This window comes from Polyangium spumosum, assembly GCF_009649845.1.
GTDB lineage: Bacteria > Myxococcota_A > Polyangia > Polyangiales > Polyangiaceae > Polyangium > Polyangium spumosum.
Window position 1 is genome coordinate 274,523 of record NZ_WJIE01000008.1, and the last position, 17,865, is coordinate 292,387.

Sequence of the window (17,865 nt, forward strand, 5' to 3'; positions counted from 1 at the left end):
GCTACCTCCGCGGGCGGAGTCGGCGGCGCGCGCCATACAAGGCGAGCCCGAGGGCGAGCCAGAAGGCGGAGTGGTCGAGGGGGCGAGCCGTGCCCGCCGTGCGACAGGCGCAAGCCTCGACTTCACCGGCAGGGTTGGGGCAGGACGAACGGGCATCGAGGGGGCACGGATCGATGTCGTTGGGAAGGCCGTCGCCGTCTTGATCGGCGTCACAGGTATCCCCGATCCCGTCCTCGTCGAGGTCTTCTTGATCGGGATTCACCGCGTACGGGCAGTTGTCGTCGAGGATGCCGTCCTCGCCGGCGTCGTTCGTCGGCGGGTCGACGTTCGTATCGGGGTCACATGCGTCCCCGAACCTGTCACCGTCAACGTCCTTCTGGTCGGAGTTGGCTTGGGCCGGGCAATTGTCGAAAGGATTCGCAACGCCGTCACCGTCGCTGTCCACGTCCGGGTCGCAGGCGTCCCCGATCTCGTCCCCGTCTCCGTCCTCCTGCTCGGGGTTGGACTGGAAGACGCAGTTGTCGTCGGTATTAGGCACGTCGTCGCCGTCCGCGTCCTCGTCGCACACGTCGCCCGTGCCGTCGCCGTCGATGTCCTTCTGGTCGGAGTTCCCGATCAGGGGGCAGTTGTCGGCGCCGTCGAGCTTGCCGTCGTCGTCGGAGTCCGGGTCGCTCGGGTTGGTGCCAAGTTCGATCTCGACGTCGTCCGGAAGGCCGTCGCCGTCGGAGTCCTGGCAGCCCATGTCGGTCGTGCCGTCGCAGTTGTTGTCGATGCCGTCGCCGCAGACCTCGACGCCGGGCGTGCCGGGGGTCGCGTCGCACGCGGTGTTGCCCATCGCGTCGCACGCGAGGACACCCGTCGCCATGCAGGCGCCGACGCCCACGGAGCAGGCCGTGCCGACGTCGAAGCCCTCGTCGGTCTCGCCGTCGCAGTCGTCGTCGACGTTGTTGCAGGTCTCTGTTCCCGGCATCCCCGGGAATGCGTCGCAGGCCGACGTGCTGCCGTCGATGCAGACGAACGTGCCCACGCTCATGCAAGCGCCGACGCCCGCGGAGCACGCCATGCCGACGTTGAAGCCGTCGTCGATCGTGCCGTTGCAGTCGTTGTCGATGCCGTCGCAGACCTCCATGCCGAAGGGCACGCAGGTGCACGTGTTCGTCGCCACGTTGCACTTCGGTGTAGCGCCGCCGCAGGTCGCGTCCGTCACGCACTCGACGCAGGTGTTCGGCGTACCGGCCACGTTGCAGACCGGCGTGGGCGCCATGCAGTTCGCGTTCGACGCACACTGATCGATGACGATCGGCGTCGGCGGCTCGCCGTTCCCCGACCCGTTGCCGTCGGTCGGCGTCTCATCGGCCGGCGCGCCTTGCTGGCCCGCGGCCGTGATCGTCGCCTGGTTGTTGATCGTGCCCGAGGCGTCCTGGTTCACGGTGACGCGGAACCTGACGGTCGTCGTCTCGCCATAGAGCATCGTGCCGCCGACCGCGCCGGTCGCGCCGATGCCGAGCCGGATGCGCACCGTGTTCGTGCCGGCGTCGTACTCGCCCTGGTCGTCGGACTTTGCGTCGGTCTTCATGCCGGCGTTTGGCCCCGAGACGATCGCGATGGAGCCCGGCACGTACGACACGCCCATCGGGATCGGGTCGGTCAGCACGGTGTTGATCGCCGTGTCGTTGCCCGTGTTCGTCACGACGATCGTGTACTCGACCTGATCACCCGGCAGGAGCGCCCCGCCGTTCACGTCGACTGCCGTTTTCGTCGACGTGGAGAAGGCGGGCTTGAACGTGGGGATCGAGGTCACGAAGCCGGCGAGCCAGTACTGGTCACCCACGCTGGTCGCCGAGATCGGCGCGGACGTCTGGCCTGCCGTGAGCTGGGCCGTGATGTCCACGATGTCCATGTCCATGCCCGCGTAGCTGCCGGCGGTGCCGTCGAGCTGGGGCAGGTCACCCACCACGGTCACGGCGCTCCCGAGGTTCGACCGCGTGCGGTTGAAGAAGTTGTCCGCGGGGTTCAGCACGTTCGTGAGCTGCATGCCGTCGAAGGAGAACGAGTCTCCCGAGACCGTCGTGTCGCCCTCGAACGCGACGACGCCGAGCCTCGCGTCCGCGAACGCCGGCGGGACGAGGAAGCCCGAGAGCGTCACGTTTTGCGGGTTGGCGCTCGCGACGATGTCGAACCCGTCGAAGATCGTGAGGTTGCGCGGCGGATCGGAGGCGCGCTCGTAGAGCACGACCATCCACCAGCCTGCGAACGTCGTCTCGTCGTTCACCCCCTGGCCGACCGGGTTCTCGACGTCCACGCCCGACACGCGGTACGCGCCGGACCCTTGCGCCTGCACGATCGCCGTGATGTCGGCGACGCTCTGGTAAGAGTTTTGCGTCGACGTGTAGCTCTGGGTCGCCGTCAGGTCCTGCGTGAAGCCGCCCGGCCTGTCGAGCGTGGCCGTCGTATCGGCGCCCGCGGAGCTGCGCGTCGCGCTCCAGTAGAGGTAGGCGTGCGTGACCGTCGCGCCCGCGGGGATGTTGAGGATCGCCGTGCTGCGCGCGTTGGCGACCGTGATCCCGGTGCTCGCCTCGGCCTGCCCGGCCATCGGCGAATCGGAGCGCCACAGGATGTCGATGCCGCTGTCGGCCGCGTTGTTGCCGCAAGCCCCGACCGTGCCGACCACGGGCGCGGGCGGCGGGTTGCCCCCGATGAGCTGGCAGTCGTACCCGAGCGTGTTCCCGATGAGGAGGAAGTCGCCCTTCTGATCGACCTGCACGCGCACGTTCTGCGCGGCCTCCCCCCGGAGCGCGCCAAACCACAGGGCCATGCCCACGAGGCTCGCGAAACCACGACGGCTCCAGTGCTTGCCGCTCACCATACACCCTCGACCGGTAGCCGATGAGGCCACGCACACAGCGACAGCCACGGGACTCGTACCAACGCACCCCTGCACGCCGGGCGTAGACCCAATGGGAGACTACGCTCGCCCGTTCGCCAGGGTCAAGAACACTGCGGCTTTTTGCTATGGACGCTTCGGCAGCCGCGGCGTCGGCACCTCATCCAATCCATCGGACGCTTCCCACACGCCGGGCGTCATGAACATCGTCGGCAACTCGGATACGTCGGGCGGCGGCGCGCCGATCCCAGCGGGGGAGAGCGCACCTCCCGGAGGCGCTCCACCTTCCGGCATCGAGCCGCGCTGCACGAGCGTCGTCATCTCGAGTGTCACGGCATGGCTGTCGTCCGTTTGCACAGCGAGCGTCCCTGGGCCGCCCTGGGCGAACATGCTCACGGAACTGGCAAGCTCTGCGACTGTCCCGAACCTTCGTTCACGGTCCTTCTCCAGGCATTTGCAGATCACCTCGTCGAAGGGCGGAGGCAGCGAGCGGTTGTGCGTCGAGGGCTTCCGGACCGGTTCCGGCGAGAGGATCTTGATGGCCAGCTGGTTGACGTTCGGCGCATCGAAGGGCAAGACCCCGGTCGTCAATTTGTAAAGAATGACGCCAAGCGACCAGATGTCGACGCGCGCGTCGGATTGCCTCGATGAACGTATCTGCTCCGGCGCCATGAAAGCGGGGGTGCCGAGCGCCATCTTGGTCTGCGTGAGCTCGTGCCGGCCGGTGCTGTCGTCGGGGGCCAGCTTCGCGATCCCGAAGTCGAGGACCTTGATCCGCGGTTCGCCGCGGAGCCCTTGCGTGACGAACAGGTTGGCCGTCTTGAGATCGCGGTGCACGATCCCCGCGCCATGCGCCTCCGCGATGGCTTCGCACGCCTGAAGCACGTAGGAGCAAGCCTCTTGCAAACGCAGGGCGCCCCGGGCCTTCGCGACGGCGCGGAGGTCTCGCCCTTCCAGGTGCTCCATGACCATGTACATTTCGCCCGTCGCGAGGCGATCGATATCGTACACGCGCACCACGTGCTCGCTCTTCAGGCGGGACGCGGCTTGCGCCTCGCGCCGAAATCGCTCCGCGGCGGTGGCATCGGCAGAGGCGGCAGGCAGCATGAACTTGATCGCGCGCAGCTCGTTCAGCCCGAGATGGCGTGCCGCGACCACCATTCCCATGCCACCCTGGCCGAGGACCTTCTCGACCACGTACTTATCGGCGATGACGCTACCAACGCGGATACGGGGCTCCAGAGGTACAGTCATGATGGCATGCCTTGATCGGACCAAGGGTCGAGCAACCGCCTCCTGAACGTGTACCTCATCACGGGATGCACGCCAAGACCAACAAACCAACGGGCTTTCGCCCTCATGGCCTCGAGGCTCCGTACAACCGGCCGTACCCCCACGCCCCCTCGAATGATTCCCCATCATGCGAGGGCGCGAGCCCATACGACCATGGCATAAACGAATCAGGACGGGTGGTCGTAGGGAAGGCGATCGCCCCCTCTCGCCGCTACTTCGCCACGTGCCCGAACGCAAACGCCAGCATATCGGCGCCTTGCTCCACCCGGCTCTTCACCATATCGGCGCCCCCGTGCCCCGCGTGTTTCTCCACCCGCATCAGGATCGGCCGATCCCCCGCCTGCGCCGCCTGCAAGGCCGCCGTCGTCTTCCACGCGTGCAGCGGGTGCACCCGGTCGTCCGCGTCCGCCGAGAGCATCAAGAGCGCCGGGTACTTCGTCCCCGCCTTCACGTTGTGATACGGCGAATACGAGAACAGCGCCTTGAACAGCGCCTCCTCCTTGGGTGATCCATACTCGGCCACCCACGTCTTGCCGTCCCCGAACAGCGGATACCGGATCATGTCCAGCACCGGCACCGCGCAGAGCACCGCGCTCCAGAGGTCCGGCCGCTGGTTCACCGCCGCGCCCACCAGCAATCCGCCATTCGATCCGCCATACGCGACCAGCCGATCCGGCGTCGTGTGTTTCTCCTTCACCAGCCACTCGGCCGCGGCGATGAAATCGTCGAAGACATTCTGCTTCTTCGTCAACATCCCCGCGCGGTGCCACTCCTCGCCGTACTCCGCGCCGCCCCGCAGGTTCGGCATCGCGAAGCCGCCGCCATTCTCCAGCCACGTGTAGATCATCGCCGAGAACGCGGGCGTCTTGCTGATGTTGAAGCCGCCATACCCCGTGAGCAGGTAGGGCACCGAGCCGTCCTTCGGGGCGTCCTTCCGGCGGACGACGAACATCGAGACCTGCGTGCCGTCCTTCGACGGGTAAAACACCTGCTCCACCGAATACGGAGCGGGGTCGACCGGGGCCTGCAGCGAATACCAGAGCTTGCTCTCGCCGCTCTCGACGCTCGCCTCGAAGATCGAGCCGGGATACGTGAACGAGGTGAAGTAGTAATAAGCCCGATCCTCGTCCGGCTCGCCGAAGAGGCCACCCGTCGTGCCGAGGCCGGGCAGCTCGATCGCGTGGACCTTCTTGCCCGCCGTCGTCCACACCTCGATCGCGCTCGTCGCCTTGCGCAGGTACGTGAGCGCGAGCCGGCCGCCGACGATCGACACGTCCTCGAGCACCGCGTCCTTCGACTCGGGCACGATCTCCTTCCACTGATCACGCCCGGGTCTGGCAGGGTCCACGGCGAAGACCCGGCCGCGCGGCGAGCCCTCCGTGGTGCGGAGGTAAATCACGCCCTTGTACGCGAAGGCGCTCTGCGAGCCCTCGTAACCCTTCACGAGATCCACCCACGCCGCGCCCTTCTTGCGCAGGTCGAGGAACTTGATGCCATTCACGTTGCCGCCGTGAAGGACGTTCACCACCAAAAAATGGCCGTCACGCGAGAGGCGCGCGTCGAGCTCGGTCTCGGGATCACCGTTCTTCGCCAGCACGAGCTCGTCCGTGTCGGCCTTCTTGCCGAGCTTGTGGAAGCGCACCTCGGAGTGGCCGGGCAGCTCCGAGGCGGGGATCTTCGGGTCGACCGGGACACGGACATAATAAAAACCGTCACTCTTCGGGGTCCAGAGCGGGATGGCGTACTCCGCGCCCGGGATCGTGTCGATCGTGCTGTCCTTGCCCGTCGCGACCTCGCGCAAGCGCAGCTCGCCCGCGTCCGCGTTGTTCGGGTGCACGATGTACGCGACCCACTTGCCGTCGTACGACGGGATCCACGCGCCGAGCGAGGTCGATCCATCGGCGCTGAGCGAGGCGATGTCGATGAGGACCTTCTTCTCGCCCTTCTCTCCTTCGCGCCAGTACGTCGTGCGTTTCTCCTTGTCCGCGGGCTTCTCCGACCAGAACGAGCGCTTCCCGCGGCGCAGCGGCGGGCTCATGGACTCGAGGTACGAGAGCGCGGCGAGCTTCTTGGCGAACTCCTCGCGCTTCGGCAGCTTCGCGAGCTCGTTTCGCGCGAGCTCGTCCTGGGCCTTCACCCACGCTTGCACCTCGGGGGAACGTTCGTCCTCGAGCCAGCGGTAAGGATCGGCGACCTTCGTCCCGAAGAACGTCTCCATCACGTCGACGGTCTTCGTCGCGGGGTAGGGGAGCGCGGCCTTCTTCGCGGGCTCCGCTGGTTTTGTCTGCGTGGGCGCGCCGTTCACGGCGCCTTCGCCGCCTTCGGGCGGAGGTGTAGGGGCCGAGGCGCAAGCGGCGAGGAGCACGGGCAGGACGGCCAGGGTCGAGGTGCGCGAGGGCTTCATCGACGCGCATCATGCCCACGCGTCACGAGGGTTTTCAAGGGGCCGGTCTCGTGCCACAATCGCTGGCCGATGGTTCTTCGGTGAGGGAGGTGCTCGTGCGAACGTGGCTGCTTTCGCTCTTCGCGCTCGTCGTTCCGCTGGGGTGTGCGGTTCCGCCGAACTTCCCTTCGCAGGCGGAGCTCTACGACGAACCCCGGGACTACAACCGCTTCGCGGTCTTCAGTCATGGCCGCGAGGTGATCGGCGGTCGGGTCGACGCGGGCGGCGTGCTCGGGCTCGACGTGAACCTCGGCCGCTACACCGATCCGGACGATCACGCGTTGCGCGGGCACGTCTACGGGCGGCTCGTCGACGCGCGTGTCGAGGGCAACCGCGTCCACGGGCTCGCCTCGTCGTTGCCGTTCGACCTCGCGATCGCCCGCGAAGATCACGCCGTCACGGCGCGTGGGCTCGTCTACGGCAGGGACGTCGAGGTCGCGTTGAGCGACGACCGCGCGCGCGTGGTGCTCGGCCGCTGCGAGCTCCACCTCGGCCGCCGCGGCGAGGTCTACGTGGGGAGGAGGCGTTGTTTCGGGCGCTGGTACCCCGAGCAGGTCGAACTGCAGGTCGGCCGCGGCTTCGCCTCGTGGAGCGACGCAGAGCGGCTCTCCGCGCTCTCCTTGATGCTGTTCCTCGACTGAACCCGTTCTCTGACGTCCGCCCTTGACGAACGGCGCCTTCCGGGACTCTACTCAGCCCCGACCATGAAAGGCACCGCCCTCGTCTACAGCTCGCACGACCGATCCGAACTGATCCACGATCACTACATCGTGCAGCGCGCGCTGCGCGGTGAGAGCAACAAGCGGATCCTGTTCCTCCCGATGTCCGAGACCCCGCAGAACGGGAGCGAGTACGAACGTCAGGAGTTCGCCTGGGGCAACTTCCGTTATTTCTTCGGCTTCTACGATCGGTTTGGCCTCGAGTACCTGCCGTTCTACTGGAACAGCGGGCTGCGCGGCGAGGACGTGGAGACGTTCTGGCATTCCCTGTGGTCGTCGGAGGTGGTGATCCTCGGCGGCGGTCACAGCGTGACGGGCCTGCACCGATACAAGGAGCTCGGCGCGCGCTTCAACGGGGAGCCCGGCAAGTTCGGGCGGATCCTGCACGAGCGCAAGGAGCGTGGCCTGCTCACGGTGGGCTTCTCGGCGGGCGCCGATCAGCTCTGCGAGCACATCTTCCGGCGCACGTACGACGACTACACGGACACGAAGGGCTTTGGCCTGGTGCGCAAGTCGATGATCACGCTGCACCACGACGCGAGCCGCAACGTGGATCTCTGGGGCGCGGCGCAGCGCTTCGGCGACTACCGGGTCTTCGGCGTGCCGAACGACGCAGGCCTGAACGTGGACTGGGGCGTCTTGCCCTCGGGCAACATCTGGCAGATCTACGAGTTCGTCGTGGACCGGACGTGGGCCATCCCGTCGGACCAGTTCCACATCCGCACGCGCCAGGGCGCGCGTATCGAGCACTTCGACCCGCAAGGCCGGCACTGGGCCTTCGACAACGGCGATCACCTCGTGCGCATCCAGTCGCCCGACGGCCGCTTCGACGAGTCGTGGATGACCGCCGGCGGCGCGCTGCTGCACTACGGCAGCCGGCAGCCGAGCCGGTATTCGAGCCTCACGGAGATCCTCGCCTCGCATTGAGGGAGGGCGTCGGGGGGGTTACTGGCAGCCGTTGTCGAGCCCGCACGAGGCGTCGCCGTTCAGCACGGCGGGCTTGATGCTGCCCTCGCACGTCGCCGCGCAGGCGTTTGCTCCACAGGTGAAATCGACGTTCGTGCAGGCGCCGTTCGTGTTTCCGCACGTGAGCGCGCAAGGGCCATCCCCGCTGCACGTGATGTTCGCGTCGCTGCAGCTATTTTGCCCGCTGCAGATCACGCTGCAATCGTGCCCCGCGGGGCACTGGATGTTCGTGCCGTCGCGGCAGGCGTTCAACCCGCTGCACTGCACGACGCAATGAAAGCCCTCCGGGCAAACGAGGGTCATGTTCTTGCACTCGTTGCCGTCACACGTGCGGACACACGTGCCGGGGTTGGCCCCGGGCTGCCACGGATCCGGGCAGGTGTCTCCGGTCGGCAGCTTGGCGACGCCACACGCGCACGAGCCTTCGGCATTGCAGAGCTCTCCGGGCGTCGCGCATTCATCCCGGCCGGCCGCGCGCGGCTCGCACGATCCGAGGTCGCCCGGCTGATCGCACGAATGGCACGGCTGATCGCAGGCCTCGGCGCAGCAGACGCCGTCGGTGCAGTGACCACTCGTGCATTCGGTGCCCATCATGCACGGCGCGCCGTTGGTCTTTCCTAGCATTCCGCCCGTCGACGAAGAACTCGCGCTGCTCCCGTGGCCCGCGCCTCCCGCGCCCGCGCCGCCGACCCCACCCGCGCCTCCGGCGCCGCCCGCGCCGCCCGCGCCACCACTCGCGCCTGCGCCGCCCATGCCCGCCGCGCCGCCGGACCCGCTCGCGCCTGCGCCACCCATGCCCGCCGCGCCGCCCGGACCGCCGGGGCCCGAGGGCGTGAGGCTGCCTGTCTGATCGAACGAGCACGCCGAGATCAGCGCGCCGGACGAGGCGAGGGAGACGACGAATGCGGAGAGGACGGAGAATCGAGGGCGAAGCATGCGGCGATGCTAAGCCGTTTCGAGGCTCGATGGCAATGGGTCAGGGCTCGTACGCGCCGAGCGCGCACTGCGCCTGGTTCCGCGGCTCTCCCCGTTGATCGGTGGCCGGGCAATCCGCGCCCGCCCCGATCGCGGGGCTTCCGGCCTGGGGCGCGATCGTGCGGGTCGGCCCGCCATGGTCCGCGAGGTCGCCGAGGAGCGGGTCCGCGCGCGTGATGCCGGGCGTGCAATCCATGTCGTCCTTCTTGCCGTTCGGCCACTGGAGGTTGTTTTGCCCCGCGCCCGGCGGCTGGGCGTAGGAGCTGCCCGTGCAATTGAGGGGCGTGTACTCGTTGTCCGCGTCGTTGCTGATGATGGAGTTGCGGACCTCGATGTTCGAGACCCGCGCGATGCCCGAGGCGAACTGCGCCGCATTGCCGGCGATCGTGCAGTTGACGACCGTGCCCGTCGTGTTGTCGCCGACGATGAGGCCGCCGCCGATACCACGCGTGGTGAAATCGGCGCGGGGATAGGTGGCATTGCCCGTGATGGTGACGTTCGTGAGCTCGGCGATGGCGGGCGTCGCGCCGTGGCCGAGGATCCAGAGGCCAGCGAAGGCCTCGGATCGGTTGTTCGAGACGGTCGACGCGGTCATGGTGACATGCGTGCCCTGGATGTAGAGGCCGCCGGCGCTGCTCGGCTCGTCGGCGTCGCCGTGATCCTCGATGGAGTTGCCGTCGAAGGTCGAACGATCGATACGCGTGGGCTCCGTCTCGTACCCCGTGCGGAAGAGCCCGCCGCCGAAGGCGCGGCCCTGGTTGTTCCGGACGACCGTGCCGCAGATCGAGAGCGTCCGGCCCTGGCCATCCATGCTGATCGCGCCGCCATTGCCGCCGCGGCCGGCCTGCTGGCCATTCTCGTCGATGTAATTGGCGCCGTAGCCGGTGGCATGGTTGTCTTCGATCGTGCTGTTGGCGAGGACGATCCCCGCGCCGAGCGCGCCGATGGCGCCGCCGTTGGCGGCGCGGTTGCCCGAGAAGTGGCTGCCGCTCACGGTGAGCGTGCCCAGGCCGATGCTGTAAATGGCGCCGCCCGCGACGTCCGGGCCCTCGAGCGCGGCCTCGTTGTCCAGAAAGACGCAATCGACGACGCTGACGTTGCCGCCGCGGTGATAGATGGCGCCGCCGCCGCCGTCGATGTCGGTGCCGAGCGGAATGGCCGTGCCCGAGGCCTTGCCGTCGCGGAGCGTGAGGCGCTGGACGGTGAGGGTCGGGCTCGTGGCCTCGAAGTTTTTCGTATCCATCTCGAAGATGCGGGTCTTCTTGTCGCCGCTCAAGGTGACGAGGCCGCCGCCGTCGACGACGGTGTCGGCCGTGATCTCCTTGGCCGTGCTCAGGAGGATGGTGACGGGCGCAGGGCCACAATCGAAGACGATGACGCCACCACCCGCGATCGCCGCGTCGAGCGCCGCCTCGGTGCAGCTCTCGGGCGTGCCGGCGCCGACGGTCGTGGTGGGATTGGTGGTGTCGACGAGCTCGTTCGGCGGGTCGCAGGTGAACGAGGCGCCGCCGCCGCCGCCGCCGCTTCCGCCGCCGCCACCGCTGCCACCGCTGCCGCCGCTGCCGCTTCCGGCGCCGCTGCCGCCGCTTCCGCCGCTTCCGCTTCCGGCGCCGCTTCCGCTTCCGTTTTCACCACCATTGCCTCCGCAGGCGGCGAGGAGCGTGGTGCAGGTCAGCGTGACGAGGGCGAGGGACGAAAAGAAAGATCGCATGGAGGACCTCCGCAGTTGCTGTCCATCCTTACGCGAGTCGCGCGGGGATATGAAGACGATCGCACGATCCTGCGAAGACGGCCGAGCGCACATGGTATGTAGCCGCCCGTGAACGAAAACGTCGCCGCGCGCCGGCTCCTCGTCCGCGCCACCTTCGTCGTCTCCACGATCCTCGTGGCCTCCTGCGGCGAGCCCCCGAAGCCCCCGGTGGCGCCGGCGGCCTCGTCCGTCGCGGCGGCGGCGCCCGCGCTCTCACGCGTGCCCGCGCAGTGGCGCTTCGATCTGCGCGCCGAGCCCGCGTCGGGGCGGGACGGCATGGTCACGAGCGACGCGGCGGACGCGACACGCGTGGGCGTCGAGATCCTCCGCAAGGGCGGCGGCGCCGTGGACGCGGCGATCGGCGTGGCGTTCGCGCTCGCCGTGGTGTTCCCGCAGGCCGGGAACATCGGCGGCGGAGGGTTCATGGTCGTCCGCGCGGAGAAAGGCGAGGTGCGCGCGCTCGATTTCCGCGAGACCGCGCCGGCGAAGGCGACGCGGGAGATGTTCTTCGGGAAAAACGACGCCTCCCTCGTGGGACACCTCGCCGCGGGCGTGCCGGGCGCGGTGGCCGGGCTCTGGGAGGCGCACCGCGTGTACGGGAAGCTGCCGTGGAAGGAGCTCGTGGCGCCCGCGATCCGGCTCGCGGAGGAGGGGTTCTCCGTGGACGAGGGGCTCGCCGAGATCCTCCGGCATCGCGCGGCCGATCTTGCTCGTTTTCCATCCTCGGCCGCGATGTTTTTGCCCGGAGGCGAGCCGCTCGCCGTCGGGGCGGTCCTGAAAAACCCTGAGCTCGCGCGGGCGCTCGAGCGCATCGCGGAGCGCGGGGCGCCGGGGTTTTACGAGGGGGAGACGGCGAGGCTCATTGCCTCGGAAATGAAGGCGGGCGGGGGGATCGTCACGGCCGAGGATCTCGCGGCGTACAGGCCGGTCTGGCGGACGCCGGTCGAGATGAAATACCGCGGGCACGAGGTCTTCGCGATGCCGCCGCCCTCCTCGGGCGGGCTCGTGCTCGCTTTCATGCTCGGCGTGCTCGAGGGCCATGACCTCGGGAAGATGGGGTTCCTCTCGCCCGAGGCCCTGCACGTCACGGTGGAGACGTCGCGCCGCGCGTTCGCCCTGCGAAACCATTACCTCGGCGATCCGGCCTTCGTGCCGATCCCGACGAACGGGTTCGTCTCGGCCGAGGCCCTTCGAGAGGCGCGCGCCTCGATCGATCCAGCCCGCGCCACGCCCTCGTCCGAGGTCGGGCCCGGGCGCGGGGGCGCGAACGAGAAAAAACACACGACCCATTTCTCGATCGTGGACCGCGAAGGCGCGGCCGTGGCGCTCACCACGACGATCAACACGTCCCTCGGCTCGGCCGTGGTCGTGCGGGGCGGCGGGTTTCTCCTGAACAACGAGATGGACGACTTCGCCACGGAGCCCGGGAGACCCAACGTCTTCGGGCTCGTGCAAGGGGAGGCCAATGCGGTGGCGCCCGGAAAGCGGATGCTCTCGTCGATGACGCCGACGATCGTGGTCGGGCCGGACGGGGCCGTGCGAATCGTGACGGGCGCGGCGGGAGGGCCGACGATCATCTCGGCGACGCTCGCGGTGATCACGAACGTGCTCGATCACGGGATGGACGCGACGGCGGCGGTGGGCGCGCCGCGGGTGCATCACCAGCACCTGCCGGATCAGATTTTCCACGAGGAAGGCGGGCTGCCGGAGGACGTGAAGAAGGCGCTCGGCGCGCTCGGGCATCGATTCGAGGCGTGGGACGCGATCGCGGACGCGCCGTCGATTGTGCGAGGACCGGGCGGCGTGTGGATGGGGGCGGCCGAGCCGCGCAACAAGAGCGGGCTCGCGCTCGGGCTTTGAAGGTTCCTTCGACGAGCTCCTCGTTCGTGAGCTCCACGCGCGGCGGATGGAAAGGCCATCTGGAAGCGGATACATGGACGTGGTACGCGGCGAGGTCCAGAGTGAGGAGTCGAGCTGTGGACCAAATTCGAACCATGACGAGCTGTAAAGCGCTGGCCACGTTGCTGAGCGGGGCGCTCCTCGCGGGCGTGCTCGGAGCATCGGGGGGCGGCTGCGCGCGGGCCGCCGGGGCGATTGGCGAGGGGGGCTCCGGAGGGGAGGGCGACCAGGAATGTGGCGACAGGATCGTCGGCGGCGGAGAGGACTGCGACGACGGCAATACGGCGGACGGTGACGGTTGCTCGGCCACATGCTCCACGGAGCAGGGCTTCACGTGCAGCGGCGAGCCCACGAAATGCGAGGACATCGACGAGTGCGCGGAGGGCCCGTGTAGCGCCAACGCCACCTGCACGAACACGGAAGGCTCTTTCGTATGCGTTTGCGCCCCCGGATATACGGGTCCGACCTGCGAAAAGGGGCCTTGCCTCGTCGACGTGGCCGGCGGTCGCGGACATAGCTTGGCCGTGCGGGGCGAAGGCACGGTCATGTCCTGGGGGAGCAACGCCTCGGGCCAGCTCGGCGAAGGGAGCACGGACAATCAACCCACGCCGGTGCCGGTCAAGGGGCTCACGGGAGCCTTGCGTATCGCCGCGGGTCGTGTCCACGTGGTGTCGGCGAGGAGCGACGGCACCGTCCGGGCCTGGGGCTCGAACCTTTATGGCCAGCTCGGCGACGGCTCCACCACGCAACGGAATACGCCGGTGCTGGTGCAGAACCTCGCCGACATCATCTCCGTCGCCGCGGGCTCTTACCATTCGCTGGCGCTCACCAAGGCCGGCGCGGTGTGGGCCTGGGGGCAGAACACGAACGGTCAGCTCGGCGATGGGAGCGTCAACAATCGCACGGCGCCCATCCAGGTGCAGAACCTCTCCAACGTGGCCATCGTCGCGTCGGGACAGCTCCACAACCTGGCGCTCAGGGCGGATGGCTCGGCTTGGGCCTGGGGCTCGAACCTCTATGGCCAGCTCGGCGACGGCACCACCATGCAGCGAAATACGCCCGTCGAGGTGCAGGGCATCACGGGGGGCGTGGCCGTGGCAGCCGGGCAGGGGCATAGCCTGGTGCTGAGGTCCGACAAGACCGTGTGGGCCTGGGGCCAGAATACGAGCGGTCAGCTCGGCGACGGCACCACCACGCAGCGAAATACGCCCGTAGAGGTGCAGGGGCTGTCCGACGTGGTGGCCATCGCTGCAGGCGATCTGCACAGCATGGCGCTCCGGAGCGACGGGACCTTGTGGACCTGGGGCGATAACCAGAACGGGCAGCTCGGCGATGGCAGCACCTCGCCACGAGCGACGCCGGCGCAGGTCGCCGGCCTGCCCGCGATCAAGATCATCGCGGCGGGCCCCGACGCGCAGCACAGCTTCGCGCTCACGGCCGACGGCCTGATCTACGCCTGGGGGCGCAACGACGCCGGGCAGATCGGCGACGGCACGGCTGTCCTCTTGAAAGCGACGCCGGTGCAGCCGCAGCTCACCTGCAATTGACGGGATCCGCGAGGGTCTCAGGGGGAGCGCGGCCAGGACGGAAACCGTCCCGGCCGCGGAGGGGTGGGTCTTTGCGGGTCAGGGCTGGAGCGCGAAGTTGACGGTCGCGGTTTGTCCTGTCGTGACCGTGACCGTCTTGACGGCGTCCTGATATCCCGCCCTGCTCACGCGCACCTCGTATTGCTGGGCGAAGACCGTGTTCGCGAAGGCGAAGCCGCCGCTCGCGTTGGTCGTCCCGTCGTGCATGCCGCGGTTCAGGGTGACCGACGCGCCCGAGATGAACTGCCCCGTCATCCCGTCCGTGACCGTGCCCGACACGCTGCCCTTGCCCGGATCGGTGCCGATCTGGACGCGGTAGTGCGTGGCGTTTTTCGTCAGGTTCCCCATCGTGTCTTCGGCGATCAGGTGGAAGAACCAGATGCCGTTGGTCTTGCCGGGCAGGAGGATCTGCTTCGAGTTCTGCGGGCTCGTCAGATCCATGGGGATCGTGTTCGAGTCGTGATCCGGCATGGTCGTCGCGTAGGGATCGAACTCCCAGTAGAAGTTCTTCGTGTTCTCGTCCGCCTTCGGCAGCGTCCACGAGAAGTACGGCGAGTTGTTCGTGTACCAGGTCGACTGGTTCGCGTGGCTCGACGAGGACACCGAGGGCGTGGCCGCGTTGATGTTGACCACGAAGCGTTCCTCGACGGTGCCGAAGTTGGCGAACGGCCCGAGGGTGCTGATGTGGAAGTAGTTCGTCCCGACGCCGAGATCCGTCGGCGTGTAGAGGACGGACTCCTCCGGCTTGTAGCTCGCGTTCGACGAGTTCGGCACGAAGCCGTAGGTCGTGTTGAGCTTGTAGTAGTAGCCGGCCGACGCGGTGAACGGCTTGCTCCACGCGAGCTCGAAGGACGGGAAGCCATCGTTGTACCAGAGCTTCGAGTTCGGGTGCGTCGACGACGACACGTCGAACGGCGCCATGTACGACTCGAACTTCGCGGCCACGACCGAGCCGGTGATCGTCTTCGAGTTGCCGTAGAGCAGCTTGACCGCGCCGTTGCCGCCGTTGCCGCCGCCGCTCGCGCCGCCGTTGCCGCCTGCGGTCGAGATGGAGCCGCTGAACTTGAGGTCGTTCGTCGCGCGCAGCACGACGCCGCCGCCGGAGCCGCCACCCGCGCAGCCGGAGGCGCTCTGGCCGTTGGCCGTGATCTGACCGGCGATCGTGATGTTCTCGGCGTAGATCACGAGCATGCCGCCGCCCAGACCCGCGGTGCCGCTCGAGCAGGTGCCGCCGCTCGAGCCCATCGCCGGCTCTTGATCGGCGATCGCGTAGGCGGGACCGCCCGCGGACGACACGCTGCAGTAACGCGTGCCGCTGTAGTAGCAGCTGAACGTCGCGCTGCCGCTGCTGCCCGCGACGCCGTAGCCGCCGCCGCTGCCGGGCTTCGTCCCGGAGGCGGTGCAATACCCCTGCGCGTTGCAGGAGCTCGCGCCGCCGTTCGCCCCCTTGCCGCGCGGATCGTTGCCCGTCGGGGTCACGACGATCTGCGAGCTCGCGTCGAGCACGAAGTTCTTCGCGCGGATCACGAGTTTGCCCGAGGGCACCGTGAGCACGCTGGAGTTGATGATGGTCACGTCGCCCGCGAAGACCTGCTCGCCGTCGAGCGTGGCGTTGGCGTTGGCGTCGATGACCAGGCTCGGTTGCGCGCAGTCGCCGTTGAAGCAATACGTCCCGCAGGTTTGCCCCTGCGTCCAGGCCGTGCCCGTGGCGTTGCAGGTCTCGGGCGTGTTCCCGTTGCAGCGCTTCTCGCCCGACTCGCACGCGCCGGCGCAGAGGCCGTTCGAGCCGTCGCAGGCGATGGCGCACGTCTCGACCGTGAGCCACGCGGTGCCGGTGGAGTTGCAGACCTGCGTCTGCAGGCCGTTGCAGCGCCGCGAGCCGGCCACGCAGGTGGTCGTGCCGGTGCAGGCCTGCATCGCCGGGTCGCACGCCTGCGCGCAGACCTGCTGCGTTTGCCACTGGTTGCTGCCGTTGCAGACCTCGAGCAGGTTGCCGTTGCAGCGCAGCTCGTTCTGCACGCACGTCGACGACGCGCACGCGTTGCCCTGGCAGATCTGCGGCGAGGGGCAGGCCGTCGCCGCGCCCCAGTCGTAGCAGCCGGTCGCTTGCAGCACGCAGGACTGCACCTGCGTGCCAGAGCACTGCGTTTGTCCCTGCGTGCACGTGTCCTCGCACTGCGAGGCGCACGCGCCGGCCTCGCAAGCTTGGCCCGCGGGGCAGCTCGCGCCGGGGTTCCAGTCATAACAGCCGTTCGCCTGGAGCCCGCACGTCTGGACCTGCGGACCCGAGCATTGCGTCGCGCCGCCCATGCATTGATCGGTGCACGAGCTGACGCACTGGCCACCATTGCAGGTCTGGAACGTCGGGCAGTTCTGCGCGGCGTTCCAATCATAGCAGCCATTGGCCTGCAGGCCGCAGGTCTGGATCTGCCCGTTCGCGCACTGCGTGGCGCCATTCGTGCACGTGTCCGTGCACGCGAGCACGCACTGCCCGCCAGAGCAGGTCTGGAACGTGGGACACCCCTGCGCCGGGTTCCAGTCGTAGCAGCCGTTCGCCTGGAGCGCGCAGGACTGAACATTCGCCCCAGAACACTGCGTCTCACCCGCGGCGCACTGATCGGTGCACGAGCTGACGCACTGCCCGCCGGAGCACGTCTGGAAGGTGGGGCAGCTCTGCGGTGTGGCCCAATCGTAGCAGCCATTGGCCTGGAGCGCGCACGTCTGAAGCTGCGTGTTCGAGCACTGCGTCTGCCCCTCGCTACATTGATCCGCGCACCCGCCGCCACCCCCGCCGCCCTGTCCCATTCCGCCGGTCCCGGCAGGGTTGTTTCCGCCGTCACCGCCACTCCCGGCGTCGCCGCCCTCGCCGCTCCCGGCGCCGCTGCCGTCGCCGCCTTGCGGGCCGCATCCCACGACGCCGATGAGCGTGGCGCAGACGAGCGTCCATCCGAATTTCAACAAAAGAGGTCTATGCACGAAATTCCTCCGCGCCTGATCTCATCGGGAACTTCCCGAATGTCAAGAGATGATGTGGAGCGCGTGGGATCACGCCAACACTCCCATCGTGCAGGCGCTTCGCTGGGGCTTTGCCCCAGGCCCCACGGGGGCTGTCCGCCCCTCGACCCGGACCAGCGCAAGCGCTGGACCTTTTGTCGATGAACTGCGCGGAGCGCAGCTCATCGAACAGGCCGAGTCAAGACCGGCAACGCCTCTGCCCATCCAGCCGGCCGTCGACAGCTCGAGAAGACCTCCACGGCCTTGCCACCGGCCTGCTGGAAGAACTGCGCATCGCGCAGTTCTTCCACCACGAGTCCAGCGCTTGCGCTGGTCCGGGGTGAAGGGGGCGGACA

10 protein-coding genes are annotated in these 17,865 nt (G+C 68.3%); 4 read left to right on the forward strand and 6 right to left on the reverse strand.

The window, feature by feature from the left end:
- Position 1 precedes the first annotated feature (1 nt).
- From GF068_RS27670 to GF068_RS27680, 3 genes are all read right to left on the reverse strand, one after another.
- On the reverse strand, positions 2-2,815 hold the full coding sequence (locus GF068_RS27670) for a thrombospondin type 3 repeat-containing protein (RefSeq protein WP_170319718.1): 2,814 nt from the start codon (positions 2,813-2,815) through the stop codon (positions 2-4).
- A gap of 195 nt (positions 2,816-3,010) precedes the next feature.
- Entirely contained in the window at positions 3,011-4,228 is a 1,218-nt protein-coding gene (locus GF068_RS27675) for a serine/threonine-protein kinase (protein WP_170319719.1), read from the reverse strand.
- Positions 4,229-4,388: 160 nt separating this feature from the next.
- Entirely contained in the window at positions 4,389-6,581 is a 2,193-nt protein-coding gene (locus GF068_RS27680; protein ID WP_153822477.1) for a prolyl oligopeptidase family serine peptidase, read from the reverse strand.
- A 95-nt stretch (positions 6,582-6,676) separates the two neighbouring features.
- Between GF068_RS27680 and GF068_RS27685 the strand changes: the two genes are divergently transcribed.
- On the forward strand, positions 6,677-7,261 hold the full coding sequence (locus GF068_RS27685) for a hypothetical protein (protein ID WP_153822478.1): 585 nt from the start codon (positions 6,677-6,679) through the stop codon (positions 7,259-7,261).
- A 63-nt stretch (positions 7,262-7,324) separates the two neighbouring features.
- Positions 7,325-8,266 carry a type 1 glutamine amidotransferase family protein gene (locus GF068_RS27690; RefSeq protein WP_153822479.1) on the forward strand — a complete coding sequence of 314 codons (942 nt, stop codon included), beginning with the start codon at positions 7,325-7,327 and terminating at the stop codon, positions 8,264-8,266.
- Between the two features lie 18 nt (positions 8,267-8,284).
- Here the strand turns inward: GF068_RS27690 and GF068_RS27695 are convergent, their stop codons facing one another.
- Together GF068_RS27695 and GF068_RS27700 are read right to left on the reverse strand one after the other, a co-directional pair.
- Positions 8,285-9,241 carry a hypothetical protein gene (locus tag GF068_RS27695; RefSeq protein ID WP_153822480.1) on the reverse strand — a complete coding sequence of 319 codons (957 nt, stop codon included), beginning with the start codon at positions 9,239-9,241 and terminating at the stop codon, positions 8,285-8,287.
- Between the two features lie 40 nt (positions 9,242-9,281).
- Positions 9,282-10,991, reverse strand: coding sequence for a choice-of-anchor Q domain-containing protein (locus GF068_RS27700; protein ID WP_153822481.1), 1,710 nt, complete (start codon positions 10,989-10,991; stop codon positions 9,282-9,284).
- A gap of 108 nt (positions 10,992-11,099) precedes the next feature.
- Here GF068_RS27700 and ggt point away from each other — a divergent pair, with 108 nt between their 5' ends.
- Together ggt and GF068_RS27710 are read left to right on the forward strand one after the other, a co-directional pair.
- Positions 11,100-12,890, forward strand: coding sequence for a gamma-glutamyltransferase (gene ggt, locus GF068_RS27705; protein WP_153822482.1), 1,791 nt, complete (start codon positions 11,100-11,102; stop codon positions 12,888-12,890).
- A gap of 134 nt (positions 12,891-13,024) precedes the next feature.
- Entirely contained in the window at positions 13,025-14,476 is a 1,452-nt protein-coding gene (locus tag GF068_RS27710) for an RCC1 domain-containing protein (RefSeq protein ID WP_153822483.1), read from the forward strand.
- A gap of 78 nt (positions 14,477-14,554) precedes the next feature.
- Here the strand turns inward: GF068_RS27710 and GF068_RS27715 are convergent, their stop codons facing one another.
- A complete protein-coding gene (locus tag GF068_RS27715; RefSeq protein ID WP_153822484.1) occupies positions 14,555-17,473 on the reverse strand; it encodes a carboxypeptidase-like regulatory domain-containing protein in 2,919 nt (972 codons plus the stop codon).
- Positions 17,474-17,865: the final 392 nt, after the last annotated feature.